Source organism: Teichococcus deserti (genome assembly GCF_001982615.1).
Classification (GTDB): domain Bacteria; phylum Pseudomonadota; class Alphaproteobacteria; order Acetobacterales; family Acetobacteraceae; genus Pseudoroseomonas; species Pseudoroseomonas deserti.
Genome location: NZ_MLCO01000066.1, coordinates 14,019 through 29,747, shown reverse-complemented (window position 1 = coordinate 29,747; position 15,729 = coordinate 14,019). Strand labels below are relative to the sequence as shown.

The window sequence follows — 15,729 nt, the reverse complement described above, 5'->3', positions numbered from 1 at the left end:
TGCCTGGGGAAACGTTTCAGTTCCGGCATTAAGGCAGAAGCGCTGCCCCAGGCGTCAATGAAATCGCCGACACGCCCGGCCGCGTCAGCGCTGCAGGCTGGCGATGAAGCCTTCGTCGAAGGTGAAGCCCCAGCCTGGACGGTCCGGCACGACGACGGCGCCGTCGCGGAATTCCAGCCGCTCGTGGTAGAGCGGCGAGAACCAGGGCATGTATTCGAGGAAGCTGGCATTGCTCAGCGCCCCCAGCAGCTGCGCGCTGGTCTCCGGGAAGAGATGGCTGGAGACTGGGATGTCATGCGCCTCGGCCATGTGGCCGACGCGGATGAATTCGGTGACGCCGCCGACGCGCTGCAGGTCGGGCATCAGCACATCGGCCGAGCGCAGCTCGATCATCCGGCGGAAGCCGTAGCGGGTGTAGTCGGTCTCGCCGCTGGCGATGGGGGTGTCCAGCGCGGCGGCGACGCGGGCCAGGCCCTCGACGTCCCAGGCCGGCAGCGGCTCCTCGAACCAGGTCAGCTGGTGCTCTTCCAGGCCCCGGCCCAGGCGGATGGCGGCGGCCTCGGTCATGCCCTGATTGGCGTCGGCCATCAGTTTTATCTGTGGCCCGATGGCGGCGCGCACCGCCTTCACCCGCTTCAGGTCCTCTTCCAGCCCGAGCCCCAGCCGCATCTTCATCGCGGTGAAGCCGGCTTTCAAATAGCTCTCGGCCTCGGCGACCAGCTCGGGGATGGAGCGCGACAGCCACAGCCCGCCGCTGTGATAGGCCGGCACGCGGGATTGCGCGCCGCCCAGCATGCGGTGGATCGGCAGGTTCGCGGCCTTGCCCGCCGCATCCCACAGCGCGCCGTCGATCGCCGAGATGCCGACGACGCTGACACCCTTATGGCCGAGGAAATTGATGTCCTTCCAGGCGCGCGCCCAGAACTCGGCGATCATGCCGGCGTCGTGGCCGACGATCGCATCGACCAGGGCGTCGACCATGGCGCGCAGCACCGCCGTGCGCCGGTCGTTCAGCGTGAAGATCAGGTTCTCGCCGGTGATGCCCTGGTCGGTGCGGACCGTCACCAGGATGCAGCCGAAGCCGCGGATTTCTCCCAGCGCGCTGCCGATCGGCTTGTCCAGCGGCAGCTGGACGACGCGGGTCTCGACCGAGGTGACCTTCATCACAGCGCCCTCCGCACCGCGGCGCCATCGGCATAGCGCGCCAGCACCGCCGGATCGGGGTCGCAGCCCAGGCCCGGGCCGCGCGGCACCGAGACCATGCCGTCCTTCACCCGCACCCAGGGATCGAAAGGATTGGCCTCCATCTCCAGCCAGAGGACCTCGATCATCGGCTCCTCCAGCATCGCCGCGGCGACATGCAGGGTCGCGATGAAGCCCGGGCCGAAATAGGGGCTGTGCGGCACCAGCTCGACTCCCTCGGCGCGGCAGAGGCGGATGACGTCCAGCATCTCGCCGATGCCGCCCAGCTTGGTGACGCTGGGCTGGGCGACATCGATGGCATCGGCCTCGACCAGAGCCTTGAAGCCGAAGAGGCCGGCGACGTTTTCCCCCGCCGCCAGCGGGATGCCGAATTGCCGCAGGCGCGCCAGGCCATGGGCATCTTCCGGCGGCCAGACCGGTTCCTCCAGCCAGCGCAGCCCGTCATCGGCCAGCGACCGCGCCATGCGCTCGGCCGGCTGCGGCGTCCAGGCGCAGTTGACGTCGAGCATGATGGCCGCCCCGGGCGCCGCCTTCTGCGCCGCCAGCACCGAGGTGCGGGTGACCTCGTGCAGCTTCAGCGAGCGGTAGCCGGCGGCCGCGGCGGCGGCGCAGTTCTTCGCGACCAGATCGTCGTCGCCGTAATGCAGCAGCGAGGCATAGGCCGGCAGCTGCTCCGGCGCCGAGCCGCCCAGCAGCCGCCAGACCGGCTGGCCGCAGCGCTTGCCCAAAATGTCCCACAGCGCGATCTCGACGCCGGAGAAGGCATAGGTGAAGGGCCCGTTGCGCCCCAGCAAATGCGTGCCGTGCAGCACCTCCCGCCGCGCCCGCTGGATGTCGCCGGCATCGCGCCCCAGCATCATCGGCGCCACGATGGAATCGAGCGCCGCCCGCGTCGCCGGGATGGCGGCATGGCCGAAGGCCTCGCCCCAGCCGACCAGCCCGTCCTCGGTCTCAACCCGCACCAGCAGGATCTGCATCCGGTCCCAGAGCTGCCCGGCGAAGCGCTGATAGGGGCCGCCCATGTCGAAGGGCAACGACACGACCTGGCTCTCGATGGCGGTGATCTTCATGCCCCTGGCGCTCCCCCTGTGGCGACGCGCTCTGCGGCGCGCTGCGGCAAGGCTATTCAGGGGAAAAGATAAGCTCAATTGTGTCAGGCTTATTTCTGTATAAGCTCAGCTGATGCCACTTTCCTTCCGCCAGCTCGAGGTTATCCGCGCCGTCAGCCGGCACGGCTCGGTGACGCTGGCGGCGACGCAGCTGGGCATTTCCCAGCCGGCGGTCAGCATGCTGCTGCGCGACGGCGCCGCGCTCGCCGGCTTCCCGCTGTTCCGCCGGCGGCAGGGGCGGCTGCAGCCGACGCCGGAGACCCGGCTGCTGCTGGGCGACCTCGACCGCGTCTTTGAAGGGGTCGAGCGGCTGAACCGGCTGGTGGAAGACCTGCGCGACAGCAGCGTCGGCTCGGTGCAGATCGCCGCCACCCCGACGCTGGCCGACAACCTGCTGCCGCCGGCGCTGGCCCTGCTGCGCCGCGCCCGGCCGCGGCTGCAGCTGGTGGTGCACACCATGGACAATCCCGGGGTGATCGACGCGGTGCAGCGCGAGCGGGTGGATTTCGGCCTGGCCCTGACCCCGGTCGGCGAGCCCGAGCTGCGCCGCATCGAGCTGACCCGCGGCCCGCTGATCGCCGTCGTGGCGCGCGACCATCCGCTGGCCGGGCGCGGCGTGGTCAGCCCGCGGGACCTGGCCGATTTTCCGCTGATTTCCTTCAGCCGCAGCCTGCCGCTGGGCAACCTGGTCGAGCAGGCCTTCCGCGAGGCCGGCGTGCCCCGGCGCATCGCGCTGGAGGTGACGCAATCCTCGCTGGCCGCCGCCATGGCGCGGGCCGGCATCGGCGTCGCGGTGACCGATCCCTTTCTTCTGTTGGACGCCCGCGACCACGGGGTGGCGCGGCTGGCGCTGCGGCCGGCGCCGATGGTGACCGCGCTCGCCCTGCTGCCACGCCAGGCGCAGCCGCCGCGCGCCGCTTTGCTGCTGCTGGCGGCGCTGCGGCGGCTGGCGCGGTCGCTGCCGGAATTCCCGGCCTAGCGCCTACTCGACCTGGACATTGGCGGCGCGGATCACCTTGCCCCAGCGCTCCACCTCGGCGTTGAGGAAGCTCGCCGCCTGCTCCGGGTCGCTGCCGACCACCTCGAAGCCCATGGCCTCCAGCCGGGCGGCCATGGCGGGCTCGCGGACGATCTCGGCACTTTCCTTCGACAGGCGCTGCACGATCGGCGCCGGCGTCGCCGCGGGCGCCAGCAGCAGGCACCAGGTGGAGGAGACGAAGTCGGGAATGCCGGCCTCGGCGAAGGTCGGGATCTCGGGGGCGAAGCGGGCGCGGCTGGCGCTGGAAATGCCGAGCGCGCGGATGCTGCCGGCGTCGATCTGCGGCTTCAGCGTCGAATAGGTGTCGAACATGGCGGCGATATTGCCGGCCAGCAGGTCCTGCAGCGCCGGCTGGGTGCCGCGATAGGGCACATGCGTCATGCGCGCGCCGGTGCGGGCCTGCAGGTCCTCCATGGTCAGATGCGCCGCGGCGCCGACGCCGCTGGAGCCATAATTCAGCCCGCCCGGATTCTTTCGCGCAGCGTCGAGCAGCTCGGTGACCGACTTCGCCGGCGACTTGCCGCTGCCGGCCAGGATCAGCGGCGCCGAGACCACATGCGATATCGGAGAAAAGTCCTTCACCGGATCGAAGGGCAGCCGCCCGGCGAAGAGCGTTGCATTGGCCGCATGCGCCCCGATCACCATGACCAGGGCATAGCCGTCGGCCGGGCTGCTGGCGACGCTGCCGGCGCCGATGATGCTGTTGGCGCCGGGCTTGTTCTCGATCACCACCGACTGGCCCAGGCGTTTTCCCAATTGCTCGCCCAGCAGCCGGGCCGAGATGTCGGTGGTGCCGCCGGGGGCATAGGGCACGACGATGCGGATCGGCTTGCCGGGATAGGTGTCGGCGCGCGCCAGGGCAGGGACGGCCAGCAGGCCGGCGGCCAGCGGCGCCAGGGCGCGGCGGGGGAGGTCGGTCATGGAAGCTTCCTCGGCGGTTTCTTATGGACCCCTTTTCAGGCGGGGATGGCTGGCAGCATGGCCAAGCCTGCCCCAGATACCAAGCCTCTTGTCGCGCCCGCCGGAGTGCTGCTTCCCGTGTCCGATCCTTCGAGTACCCCCGCGCGCCCGGTCGCCGGGCTGTTGTCGCTGGGGCTGCTGCTGCCCTTCCTGCGGCCCTACCGCACCCGGGCGCTCGGCGCCGCGGCGGCGCTGCTGACGGCGGCGGGGCTGACGCTCGGCCTCGGCCAGGGGCTGCGCCACCTGATCGATGGCGGCTTCGGCGGCGGCGGGGCGGCGGTGCTGGACCAGGCGGCGCTGGCCATCTTCGCCGTCATCGTCGGCCTGGCCCTGGCCACCGCCGCGCGCTTCTACCTGGTCACCTGGCTGGGCGAGCGCGTCTCGGCCGATCTGCGCAGCGCCGTCTTCAACCATCTGCTGGGGCTGTCGCCCGGCTGGTACGAGACGGCGCGCACCGGCGACCTGCTGTCCCGCCTGACCGCCGACATCGCCCTGCTGCAATCGCTGATCGGCAGCGCCATCTCGATGGGGCTGCGCTCGGCGCTGACCGCGGTCGGCGCCTTCGCCCTGCTGGTGGCGACCAGCCCGAAGCTGGCGGCGCTCGTCGCCGTGGTGGTGCCGCTGGTGGTCGGGCCGCTGATCCTGTTCGGCCGGCGGGAACGCGCGCTGTCGAAGCTGGCGCAGGAGCGCGTCGCCGATCTCGGCGCCATGGCCGAGGAAAGCCTGAACGGTCTGCGCACCCTGCAGGCCTTCACCCAGGAACGGGCAACCGAGGCGCGCTTCGCCGCCGCCGCCGAGGCCTCGGTCGCCGCCGCCCGCAAGCGCATCCTCAGCCGCTCGGCGCTGATCCTTGTGGTGATCCTTCTGGGCTTCGGCGCGATCACGCTGAGCCTCTGGGTCGGCGGCCATGACGTGGTCGCCGGCCGCATGACCGGCGGCGAGCTGTCTGCATTCGTCTTCTACGCGGTGATGCTGGCCTCTTCCGGCGCCGCGGTCAGCGAGTTGTGGGGCGAGGTGCAGCGCGCCGCCGCCGCGGCTGACCGATTGACAGAGATCCTGGCGGTGCAGCCGGATATCGCGGCGCCGGCGCAGCCCTTGGCGCTGCCCGCCCGCGCCGAGGGCCGGGTGCAGTTCGAAAAGCTTTCCTTCCATTATCCGACACGGCCGGGGCAGTCGGCGCTGGACGGGATCGACCTGGCGATCGCGCCGGGCGAGACGGTGGCCTTCGTCGGCCCCTCCGGCGCCGGCAAGACCACGATCTTTCAATTGCTGTTGCGGTTTCATGATCCTCAGTCGGGCCGGATCCTCTTCGACGGGGTCGACATCACGCGGCTGGACCCGCTGGCCTTGCGCGCGCGGATCGGGCTGGTGCCGCAGGATCCGGTGATCTTCAGCGCCGATGTCGCCACCAACATCGCCTTCGGCCGCCCCGAGGCGAGCCCAGAAGAAATCCGCGCCGCCGCCCGAGCCGCGGCGGCGGAAGACTTCATCGACGCCCTGCCGCGGGGCATGGCCACGCATCTGGGGGCGAAGGGCGTCACCCTGTCGGGCGGGCAGCGGCAGCGCATCGCCATCGCCCGCGCCATCCTGCGCGACCCGGCGCTGCTGCTGCTGGACGAGGCCACCAGCGCCCTCGACGCCCAGTCGGAGCAGCTGGTGCAGACCGCCTTGTCCGACCTGTCGCGCGGCCGCACCACGCTGGTGGTGGCGCATCGGCTGGCCACCGTCCGTAATGCCGACCGCATCGTGGTGCTCGACCAGGGCCGCATCGTCGCCACCGGCCGGCACGAGGCGCTGATCGCCGAGGGCGGCCTCTATGCCCGGCTGGCGGCGCTGCAATTCGCGGAAGGGTGATGCCGCGCGCCTTCCTTTCGCCCGCTTCCGCGGCAGGATGAGGCGCGCGATCGGAAGGAGGCCGCGGATGCGACGGATGGCGATGCTGGGCCTGGGGGCGATGCTGCTGGCGCCCCCCGCGCTTGCCCAGGGCACGGCGATGTTCGAGGGCCTGGCCGGGCAGATGGCCATGACCAACCTGATGCTGGAGCCGCTGCGCCGCGAGGCCGAGCGCCGCGACCGCGAGGGGGCCACCCCCGCCGCGCCCGTGCCGCATGTCGTCACCACCTACCGCGCCGACCCTGCCGTCTCGGCGCGGGTGATGTGGCAATTCTCCGCCTTCGTCGCCCGGCAGAACAACACCAGCGATGTCGCGGCGATGGAGGCCCAGCTGCGCCAGGCCGACCTGCCCGGTGTGTGGCGAAAGATCTGGGGCGGCGACGGGCTGCGCGCCGGCGACCTGGTCGACGCCCAGGCCAGCTACTTCCTGATCAACTGGATCATCGCCAACGGCCATGGCGACACCAGCCGCGCCCAGACCCAGGCGGTGCGGGCGCAGCTGGCCGGGATCATCGCCGGGAACGCCGGCACGCCGCGGCTGACCGAGGCGCAGCGCCAGGAGATGGCCGAGGTGCTGATCCTGAACGGCACCATGCAGGCCATGGCCTATGTCAACGCGCGCAACGCCAATGACCAGGCTGCCCTGGCCCGCCTGGCCGAGGCCGCCGCCACCCGCTTCCGCGCCGAAGCCCGGCTGGAGCTTCGCCGCCTGGCGGTGACCGAGGCGGGCTTCGCCGCCCGCTGAAAACCTAGCGCCGCACCGCCGTTCCGCGGCCGGTCGGGCGCAGGCAGGCGACCCGCGGTCGCGCGGCCGCGGCGCGCACGAAGGGTGGCGGCCGCCCGGCGCGGCGGGCCTCGGCGGTCATGAAGCGGCGCGCCTCCGCCCGGCCGCCGATCAGCAGCGTCGGCGTCAGGCCGGGGGCGCAGATGTCGCGCGCCAGATTGGCCGGAAGCGGCACGCCGCCACCGCTGTTCCAGGCCGCCCCCATCCGCGCCAGGGTGACGCGGCGCTGATAGGCGGCGCCGCGCTCGGCCTCGCCGGAATGGTAGCGGGCGATGGCCGCGCCCCAGTCGCCGGTCCGCCCCTGCAGCTCCTTCAGGAAGCGGATGGCGTAGCGAAGGTTGGCCGGCGGGTCGAAGGCCTCCTCCAGATTGGCGAAGGCGGTCGGGTGGTGCAGCAGGTTGACCTGCATGCAGCCGACATCGATCGAGCGGATGCCCCGCGCCTGCAGCGCCGCCACCTCGGCCACCGCCGCAGCCTTGCTCGGCGGCGAATGGCTTTCGCCATTGACGTTGTAGGACCAGGGCCAGGGGGTCGGCGCGCCGGTGGCGGGGTTGCGCTGCCCGCTTTCGACCAGGGCGATGGCGCCGAGCAGCCCGGGCGGCACGCCGGAGCCGGGCTCGGCGGCGGCGATGGCGCGGGTGCAGCGCGGCCAGTCCTCGGCGCTTTGCGCCTGGGCGGGTGTCGCGAAGCACAGGGCCAGCAGGGGGAGCGCGGCGAGCAGGCGGCGGGGCATGGCGCCCATCTGGCCCGGGATCCCTGACCAATCCATGGCCGAAGCCGCTTCCAGGGCAGATTGTGATCGGCGCGGCTAAATTCGCCGCCATGCCGCAGCCCTGTCATCGCCGCGGCGTTGACCGCCCGGGCCGGCCGCTGCCATGGCACGGGCCCATCGCCCCCGAGCAGGCTGCCGCCCATGGATCTCCCCGTCGCTCCCGCCGTCGTGCCGCCGCCCTTGCCTCCCCCGGGGATTACCGCCGCCGTCGCCTATCGCGCCGGCCACCGCCTGGCGGAGCTGGCGCCGGACGCGCTGGGCAGCCGGCTGGGCGAGCCCGGCATGCTGACCTGGGTCGGCATGCGCGACCCGGATGCGGCGCTGCTGCAGCAGGTGGCCGACCAGCTCGGCCTGGACCGCAAGGTGGTGGAGGAGCTGGCCTTCGCCCATCGCCGCCCCAAGGTGATCGAATATGAAGGGATGATGCTGGTCGCCGCCATCACCATCGGCATCGAGGACCACCTGCCGCAATTCGGCGAGCTGACCCTGATCATCGGCGAGGACTTCCTGCTGACCCTGCGGCGGGGGCCGCTCTGCGCCTACAAGCCGCTGCGCGAGCGGCTGGAGGCGGCGCCGGAGCTGCTGGCCCGCGGCCCGGATTTCGTCGCCACCGAGCTGCTGGACTTCCTGGCCGACCAGTTCGTCGCCGTCGCCGCCGCCATGGAAGAAGGCGTCGAGCAGATGGAGCAGCGCCTGGTGCTGCATGGCGCGACCCAGCTCGACATCCGCCGGCTGTACCGGATGCGGCGCGACCTGCTGCGCATCCACAATGCGATCTCGCCGCTGGCCGAGATCTGCCGGCGGCTGTCGCGGGTGGAAAGCCCCTCGATCGACGCCCAGGCGCGGCCCTATTTCGGCGAGGATGCCGACCGCATGCAGCGGCTGGTCGAGTGGTTCGCGGCGCTGCGCGAAAGCCTGGCCTTCGCCTTCGAGGCCGGGCTGATGATCGGCCAGATGCAGCAGAACGACACCACCCGGAAACTGGCCGCCTGGGCCGCCATCCTGGCCGTGCCCACCGCCATCGCCGGCCTCTACGGCATGAACTTCGAGAACATGCCGGAGCTGAAGTGGCGCTACGGCTATCCGGCCGTGCTGGCCGTCATCGGCGGCGCCATCCTCATCCTCTACCGGCGCTTCAAGAAGGCGGGCTGGCTGTGAGGCGCCGCGAAGACAGTCGCGTTGTCATTGCGTAACCGATCCCTTTTCGCTATCGGGCGGGGCGGAGGCGCGGGTGGCCGCGCCCTCCGCGAGGCAGCGCAACCTGCCGCGGTCCCCGGCACGGGGGCCAAGACGGAGGCCTGCCCATGTCCGCCGCTCCCTGCCGCTGCTGCAGCGGCCTTGCCCCCCGCCAGGGCCGCCGCGCCCTGCTGGGCGGCGCGCTGGCGCTGGCCGCCTCGGCCGGCCTGGCCCGCGCCGCCGACCCGGTGCCGCACAGCGCCCTGACCCCGGACCAGGCGCTGGCCCTGCTGAAGCAGGGCAATGACGAGTTCCGCGCCGAGGCGCCCTACCACGCCGCCATCGGCCGCGAGCGCCGGGTGGAGCTGGCGCGCGGCCAGGCGCCCTTCTGCGTGCTGGTCGGCTGCTCCGACAGCCGGGTCTCGCCCGAGCTGCTCTTCGGCCGTGGCCTGGGCGAGCTGTTCATCGTCCGCAACGCCGGCAACACGGTGGACACCGCGGCGCTGGGCAGCATCGAGTACGGGGTCGGCGTGCTGGGCTGCCCGCTGATCGTGGTGCTGGGCCATGAGAATTGCGGCGCCGTCGCCGCCGCGCTCGATGTGGTGCAGAACAATGCCCGCTTCCCCGGGGTGATCGGCGAAATGGTGCAGCCGATCCTGCCGGCGGTGCTCTCCGTGCGGCAGCCCACGGGCGCCATCGCGCTGGACGAGGCGGTCATCGCCAATGCCCGCCGCGTCGCGCTGCGGCTGCGCACCCAGAGCCCGGTGATCCAGGGGCTGCTGGGGCAGGGGCGGGTGAAGGTGGTGGCGGCCCGCTACGACCTCGATGATGGCGACGTCGCCTGGTTCGAGGATGTCTGAGCCGGGGCGTCCCCAGCCGGGCCGGCGGCCCGGCTGACCTGCAGGACGATCAGCTGCCGCGCGCCACCCGGTGCAGCCCGATCGAGGCCTGGGCCGGCTGCGCCAGCACCTTGTCGATGCGGTGCCCGTCCAGGTCGACCACCTCGAAGCGCCATTCGTCGCGCTCGATATGCTCGCCGGTGCGCGGCAGCCGCCCGAAGGCCTGCAGCAGATAGCCGGCCAGGGTCTGATAGTCGCGCTCCAGCGGCAGGCGGATCGACAGGTGCTCGGCCATTTCGTCGGCGGCCAGCCAGCCGGCCAGCAGCCAGGAGCCGTCCTCGCGCTGCACGGCGGCGGGCTCGTCGGTGTCGGCATCGGCACGGAAGGCGCCGGCGATGGTCTCCAGCAGGTCGGCCGGGGTGACCACGCCTTCGAAATGGCCGTATTCGTCATGCACCAGCGCCATCGGCACGGCGGCCTCGCGCAGCACCGACAGCGCGTCCAGCGCATCGGCGGTGTCGGGGATGACGGGGGCCGGCTGCACATGCTGCCGGACGTCGAGCTTGTGGCCGGCCAGCACCTGGGCCAGCAGCTGGCGGGTCTGCACCACGCCCAGCATGGCGTCGGTGCTGCCCTCGCCGACCGGCAGGCGGGAATGCTGGGTGGTCATCAGCGTCTCGCGGATGCGCTCCTCGCCGGCCGCCAGGTCCAGCCAGTCGACCTCGGTGCGGGGCGTCATGACGCCGCGCACCGGGCGGTCGCCCAGCCGCATGACACCGGCGATCAGGTGGCGCTCGGCGGCCTCGATGGTGCCCGAGCCCTCGGCCTCGGCGACGACCGAGCGGATCTCCTCGTCGGTGACCACGGCGGCCTGCTCCGGCCCCACGCCCAGCAGGCGGAAGACCAGCTTGACCGAGGCGTCCAGCAGCCAGGCGACCGGGGTGCCGATGCGCGCCAGCAGCCGCATGCCCGGGGCGACCAGGCAGGCCAGCGTCTCCGGGCTGCGCAGCGCGAAGCGCTTCGGCACCAGCTCGCCGATGACGATGGACAGATAGGTGATGATGACGATCACCAGGCCGAAGCCCAGGGGGCCGGCCAGGCCAGGGGACATGCCCTGCTCCTGCAGCCAGGCGGTCAGGCGGCCACCCAGCGCCTCGCCGGAAAAGGCGCCGGCCAGGATGCCGACCAGCGTGATGCCGATCTGCACGGTGGAGAGGAAGCGCCCCGGCTCCTCGAGCAAGGCGAGCGCGGCCTTGGCGCCCGGACGACCCTCCTCGGCCAGGATCTGCAAACGCCGCGGACGCGACGACACCACCGATAGCTCCGACAAGGCAAAGATGCCGTTCAGGAGAATCAGCGCCACAACGATGACGATTTCGAGCATGATTCCGCCAGCATAGCGGGAAAGCTGCGCGCTACGCTAGGGCAAGAAGAAAGCAAGATCGGGGGAAAGTATTCCCCCGAATCCCCCTTCTATTTCTATCCGAAATCGCGCGGGCGAATGCCGGCGTGGAAATACGTGATCATCGAATAGATGTCGTAGACCGGTATCCCAAGCTCACGCTGCAAGGCCGCCGCGTAAGGCGGCATGTTGGTGCATTCGAGCACGATCGCGCCAACTTCGGGGTGACGCGCCACCAGCCGCTTGCCGGCCTCCAGGATGTCCTGCTCGGCCAGGTCGACATCCATGTCCTCCTTCTCGGCCTTGATCAGGACGCGGAAGAACTCCTGGCCACGCTCGGTGCCCTCGATCGGGATGTCCTGCGGCACACCCGCCGCCTCCAGGTGGCGCGGGGTCATGGTGGAACCCGACACGGTCAGCAGCCCGACCCGCTTGCCCGGCGGCAACATCGACTGCACCCAGGGCACCTGCATCATGCTGCTGGTCGCCACCGGCACGCCGACATGCGCCGCCAGCTCCTTCTGGAACAGGGAAAGAAAACCGCAGTTCGTGGTGATCGCCTCGGCGCCCTGGCTGACCAGGTCCTTGGCGGCGTCGAGAAAATCCTGCAGCAGGCCGTTGGCGCCGTTGAGGACGACCTTCTCCGGGCTGGCGCCGCGCACCACCCGGTACAGCACCGGGAAGGGCCAGGTGGTGCCGTTGCCCATGTCGCCGGCGATGCGCGGGAAGCGGGCCTCCAGCATCAGGATGCCGAGCGGCGCGCCATAGATCGCCTTGCCGCCACGGGCCATGCCGCGGCGCGGGGAGTTCTGCATCGTCACAGGTCCAGTCTCAGCGGATGGGGGGCGCGTAATGCAGCCCGCCCTGGGTGTAGAGCGCGTTGCGGCCGCGCGGCAGACCCATCGGCGCCACGTTGCGGTCCCAGATTTCGGCGTAGTTGCCGACCTGGCGGATGATATTGGCGGCCCAGGCGGCGTTGACGCCCATGTCCTTGCCGAAGTCGCCGGCGCGGCCCAGCAGGCGCTGCACGTCGGGCTGCGGGTCGTCCATGCGCTGGGCGATGTTCTTGCTGGCGATGCCGAATTCCTCGGCCAGCGTCATGGCATACTGCGTCCAGCGCACCAGGTCGAAGAAACGGTCGTCGCCCTTGCGCACCACGGGGCCCAGCGGCTCCTTGCTGATCAGCTCCGGCAGGACCACGAAGTCGTCGGCGCGCGCCCCGAGCCCGGCGCGGAAGGCCGCCAGCGTCGAGGTGCCGACGGTGAAGGCGTCGCAGCGCCCGGCGATCATGGCGTTGCGGATCTCCTCGACGCTCTCGATGACGACGGGGTTGAGGCGCATGTTGCTGGCGCGGAAGAAGTCGGCCAGGTTCTTCTCGGTCGTCGTGCCGGGCTGGACGCAGACGCTGGCGCCATCGAGCTCGCGGATCGACTTCACGCCCAGCTTTTTCGACACCAGGAAGCCCTGGCCGTCATAGAACAGCACGCCGGTGAACATCAGCCCGAGCGCCGCCTCGCGCGGCTGCGTCCAGGTGGTGTTGGACGAGAGGATGTCGATCTCGCCCGACTGCAGCGCCGTCAGCCGGTTGGCATAGGTGGTGGTCACGAAGCGCACCTTGCTGGCATCGCCCAGCGCGGCGGCGGCGACGGCGCGGCAGAAATCGGTGTAGAGGCCGGTGAACTCGCCCTTCTGGTCGAGCATGGCGAAGCCCGGCAGGTCGGCCGAGGTGCCGCAGACCAGGGCGCCGCGGGCACGGATGGCGTCCAGCGTCGCAGAGCCCGTGGATTGCGCCGCGGCCGGCGTCGCGAAGGCGGCGAGCGCCAGGCCAGCGCAACTGGCGAGCAAGGAGAGAAAACGTCGCGTCATGGAAATCCTGAACCTCTGCTGGAGATGGACCTCAGTATCCGTGTCTGGTGCTCGCCGCTTCGCGCGGTCGGATTGGTCGGTGCCCGCGCGGCCTCAGCGGAAGCGGCGCGGGGAAAAGGCGTCGATGGCGATCTCGGTCGGCTGGCCGGAGACCAGCTGCGCGACGATCCGCCCGGTGCGGGCGCCGGCGACCAGGCCGACATGGCCATGGCCGAAGGCAAGGACGACATCCGGCGTGGCGCTGGCCGGGCCCAGGCAGGGCATGCCGTCCGGCATGCTGGGCCGGTGGCCGAGCCAGGTGGTGACGCGATCCGCCGGATAGGGGTTCGGCAGGCCGGGGAAGCTTTTCTGCAAATGGTCGCGCAGGATTTCGGCGCGCTTCCAGTTGGGCGCGGCCTCGAGCCCGGCAATCTCCACCTGGCCGGCGGCGCGCAGCCCGTCCTGCATCGGGTTCACCACCATCTTGGCGGCCGACAGGTTGATCGAATGCCGGGGCAGGGCGTTGGCGCCATGGAACATGACGTGGTAGCCGCGCTCGGTCTCCAGCGGGACGAAGTCGCCGACGCGCTCGGCCAGCGGCTTGGAGCGGGCGCCGGCGCAGATCACCGCGGCGTCGCAAGCGAGCGTGGTGCCATCGGCCAGCTCCACCGCCTGCAGCCTTTGCGCATGGACCTTGAAGCCGGTCGCGGCGATGCGGCGGCGGGTGGCGCCCTGGCGCTCGGCCTGGGCGACGAGGGCGGCGACATAGCGGCCGGGGTCGAGGCAGCGGCCGGCTTCCTCGATCAGGATGCCGAACTTGTAGGAGGGGTCGAGATGCGGCTCAAGGGCGTGCAGCGCCTCGGCGTCCAGCTCGGTCCATGAGATGCCGACCTGTTTCCGAATGCGCCACCCCATCGCTTCCTTCTCGAAGGCGGCGCGGGAGGGGTAGGCGTGCATCAGGCCGCGATGCTCGATCAGGTGGGCAACGCCGGCCTCGGCGGCGAGGGTCGCGTGCAGCTGCGGCGAATCCTTGAGCAGCGGGCGCAGGTTCTGCGCGATCTTCAGCACGCGCTGCTCGGTCCAGCCCGCGAGGAGATAGCGGGTCAGCCAGGGCAGGACGCGGGGGAAGTAGGACCAGCGGATGGCCAGCGGCCCAAGCGGGTCGCGCAGGAAGCCGGGGACCTGCTTCCACAGCCCCGGGCCGCTGGGCGGGATGACCGACATGGTGGAAAGCCAGCCGGCATTGCCGAAGCTTGCCGCCTGGTCGGCGCCCGGCTCGCCGGGGTCGAGCAGGGTCACTTGGTGCCCTGCGCGCAGCAGCTCGAGGGCGCTGGCGGCGCCCTCGATGCCGGCGCCGATGACGGCGACGTGGCGCATCAGCGGGCCGCGATCGCCATGATCTCGACGCGGATGTCGGGCAGGGCCAGCTTCACCTCGCCGCAGCAGCGGGCGGGGGTGTGGCCCTGTACGACCCAGGCGTCGTAGACGGCGTTCATGGCGGCGAAGTCGGCCATGTCGGCGAGCCAGATGGTGATGTTCAGCAGTTTCGACTTGTCGCTGCCGCTGGCTGCCAGCATTTCGTCGATCTTGGCGAGCACCTGCTTCGTCTGGCCGGTGACGTCCTGGCTGCGGTCGTCGGCGGTGTGGCCGGCGAGGTAGATGGTGTCGCCGTGGATGACCGCGCGGGAGCGGCGGGCGTTCTGATCGAGCCTGCTGATATCGGTCATTTTTGGCTTTTCTTTCTGATAAAAATAGAAGGGGGCCTGGGGGGATACTTCCCCCCAGCGCTTTCTTACTTGCCTTCGATCCGACGGCAATGCTGCAGCGCTGCCTCGAAGAGATTGTCCGACGCTTCCGGCGTGCGGAAAGCCGAGTGGGCCGAGAGGGTGACGTTCTCGACCTGGGTCAGGGGATGGTTGGCCGGCAGGGGCTCGACATCGAAGACGTCGAGGCCGGCATGGGCGAGCTTGCCCGAGGCCAGCGCCGCGATCATCGCCGCTTCGTCGACCACGGCGCCGCGGGCGGTGTTGATCAGGATGGCGCCGTCCTTGACCTTGGCGAGCTTGTCGGCGCCGAGGAAGCCGCGGGTCTCGTCGTTCAGCAGCAGGTGGACGGAGAGGACGTCGCTGGTGGCCAGCACGGTGTCGAGATCGGTGAAGGTGACGCCCTCGGCGGTCTTCGGCGAGCGGTTCCAGGCCTGGACCTTCATGCCGGCGCCGCGGCAGAGGCGGGCCATTTCCGAGGCGATGCCGCCATAGCCGATCAGGCCCACGGTCTTGCCGGTCAGCTGGACGCCGTCGCTGCGCAGCCAGTTGCCGGCGCGCATGCCGCGGTCCATGCGGGCGAAGCCCTTGGCGGCGGTCCACATCAGGGCGAAGGCGCATTCGGCGACGGCGGTGTCGCCATAGCCCTTGATGATATGCACCTCGATGCCGATGGCCGCCAGCTCCTCGGGGTTCATGTAGCTGCGGGCGCCGGTGCCGAGGAAGACGACATGCTTCAGACCCTTGCAGGCCTTGGCGATGTCGGTGGGCAGGTGGGTGTGGTCGATGATGGCGATCTCGGCATCGCCCAGCAGCGCCGGCAGCTGGTCCGAGGTGATGTCGGGCTGGATATTGACCTGCAGCGGCATGTCCTCCGCGCGGTGCAGGCGCTGGGCGACGGCGCCCAGGGTGGCATTGGCATCGACGAAGACAGCGCGCATTGT

15 protein-coding genes are annotated in these 15,729 nt (G+C 71.0%); 5 read left to right on the top strand and 10 right to left on the bottom strand.

All coding sequences use genetic code 11. The annotated features are described in order from the left end of the window. Positions 1-84: 84 nt before the first annotated feature. Together BKE38_RS08515 and BKE38_RS08510 are read right to left on the bottom strand one after the other, a co-directional pair. Positions 85-1,164, bottom strand: a complete 1,080-nt coding sequence (locus BKE38_RS08515) for a mandelate racemase/muconate lactonizing enzyme family protein (protein WP_076956897.1) — start codon at positions 1,162-1,164, stop codon at positions 85-87. Then, positions 1,164-2,273, bottom strand: a complete 1,110-nt coding sequence (locus BKE38_RS08510; protein ID WP_076956896.1) for a mandelate racemase/muconate lactonizing enzyme family protein — start codon at positions 2,271-2,273, stop codon at positions 1,164-1,166. Before BKE38_RS08510 ends, BKE38_RS08515 begins: the two co-directional genes overlap by 1 nt. 112 nt (positions 2,274-2,385) lie before the next feature. On the opposite strand from BKE38_RS08510, the gene BKE38_RS08505 reads away from it, so the two are divergent. Beyond that, on the top strand, positions 2,386-3,291 hold the full coding sequence (locus BKE38_RS08505; RefSeq protein ID WP_076956895.1) for a LysR family transcriptional regulator: 906 nt from the start codon (positions 2,386-2,388) through the stop codon (positions 3,289-3,291). Positions 3,292-3,294: 3 nt separating this feature from the next. Here BKE38_RS08505 and BKE38_RS08500 read toward each other — a convergent pair whose 3' ends face one another. Then, entirely contained in the window at positions 3,295-4,272 is a 978-nt protein-coding gene (locus BKE38_RS08500) for a Bug family tripartite tricarboxylate transporter substrate binding protein (protein WP_076956894.1), read from the bottom strand. A 117-nt stretch (positions 4,273-4,389) separates the two neighbouring features. On the opposite strand from BKE38_RS08500, the gene BKE38_RS08495 reads away from it, so the two are divergent. Then, on the top strand, positions 4,390-6,165 hold the full coding sequence (locus tag BKE38_RS08495) for an ABC transporter transmembrane domain-containing protein (protein ID WP_076956893.1): 1,776 nt from the start codon (positions 4,390-4,392) through the stop codon (positions 6,163-6,165). Positions 6,166-6,232: 67 nt separating this feature from the next. Next, positions 6,233-6,949 (top strand): DUF6683 family protein, encoded by a 717-nt coding sequence (locus tag BKE38_RS08490; RefSeq protein ID WP_131829519.1) that lies wholly within the window; start codon positions 6,233-6,235, stop codon positions 6,947-6,949. A 4-nt stretch (positions 6,950-6,953) separates the two neighbouring features. Here BKE38_RS08490 and BKE38_RS08485 read toward each other — a convergent pair whose 3' ends face one another. Next, positions 6,954-7,730: a lytic transglycosylase domain-containing protein gene (locus tag BKE38_RS08485; protein ID WP_076956891.1), complete on the bottom strand. Its 777-nt coding sequence runs from the start codon at positions 7,728-7,730 to the stop codon at positions 6,954-6,956. A 171-nt stretch (positions 7,731-7,901) separates the two neighbouring features. Between BKE38_RS08485 and BKE38_RS08480 the strand changes: the two genes are divergently transcribed. Both BKE38_RS08480 and BKE38_RS08475 read left to right on the top strand, forming a co-directional pair. Beyond that, the gene (locus BKE38_RS08480; RefSeq protein WP_076956890.1) at positions 7,902-8,918 is read left to right on the top strand and encodes a magnesium and cobalt transport protein CorA; all 1,017 of its coding nucleotides are present in this window, start codon (positions 7,902-7,904) and stop codon (positions 8,916-8,918) included. 146 nt (positions 8,919-9,064) lie between these two features. After that, positions 9,065-9,796 (top strand): carbonic anhydrase, encoded by a 732-nt coding sequence (locus BKE38_RS08475; protein WP_076956889.1) that lies wholly within the window; start codon positions 9,065-9,067, stop codon positions 9,794-9,796. Between the two features lie 49 nt (positions 9,797-9,845). Here BKE38_RS08475 and BKE38_RS08470 read toward each other — a convergent pair whose 3' ends face one another. The 6 genes from BKE38_RS08470 to BKE38_RS08445 form a co-directional block, all read right to left on the bottom strand. Then, on the bottom strand, positions 9,846-11,159 hold the full coding sequence (locus BKE38_RS08470; protein WP_076956888.1) for a hemolysin family protein: 1,314 nt from the start codon (positions 11,157-11,159) through the stop codon (positions 9,846-9,848). A gap of 95 nt (positions 11,160-11,254) precedes the next feature. After that, positions 11,255-11,992: an aspartate/glutamate racemase family protein gene (locus BKE38_RS08465; protein ID WP_076956887.1), complete on the bottom strand. Its 738-nt coding sequence runs from the start codon at positions 11,990-11,992 to the stop codon at positions 11,255-11,257. A gap of 16 nt (positions 11,993-12,008) precedes the next feature. Then, positions 12,009-13,043, bottom strand: a complete 1,035-nt coding sequence (locus tag BKE38_RS08460; RefSeq protein WP_076956886.1) for an amino acid ABC transporter substrate-binding protein — start codon at positions 13,041-13,043, stop codon at positions 12,009-12,011. Positions 13,044-13,136: 93 nt separating this feature from the next. Next, the gene (locus BKE38_RS08455) at positions 13,137-14,399 is read right to left on the bottom strand and encodes an NAD(P)/FAD-dependent oxidoreductase (protein WP_076956885.1); all 1,263 of its coding nucleotides are present in this window, start codon (positions 14,397-14,399) and stop codon (positions 13,137-13,139) included. After that, positions 14,399-14,749 carry a RidA family protein gene (locus tag BKE38_RS08450; protein ID WP_076956884.1) on the bottom strand — a complete coding sequence of 117 codons (351 nt, stop codon included), beginning with the start codon at positions 14,747-14,749 and terminating at the stop codon, positions 14,399-14,401. The genes BKE38_RS08455 and BKE38_RS08450 overlap by 1 nt, the downstream gene beginning before the upstream one ends. 65 nt (positions 14,750-14,814) lie before the next feature. After that, positions 14,815-15,726 (bottom strand): NAD(P)-dependent oxidoreductase, encoded by a 912-nt coding sequence (locus BKE38_RS08445; RefSeq protein ID WP_076956883.1) that lies wholly within the window; start codon positions 15,724-15,726, stop codon positions 14,815-14,817. Positions 15,727-15,729 lie beyond the last annotated feature (3 nt).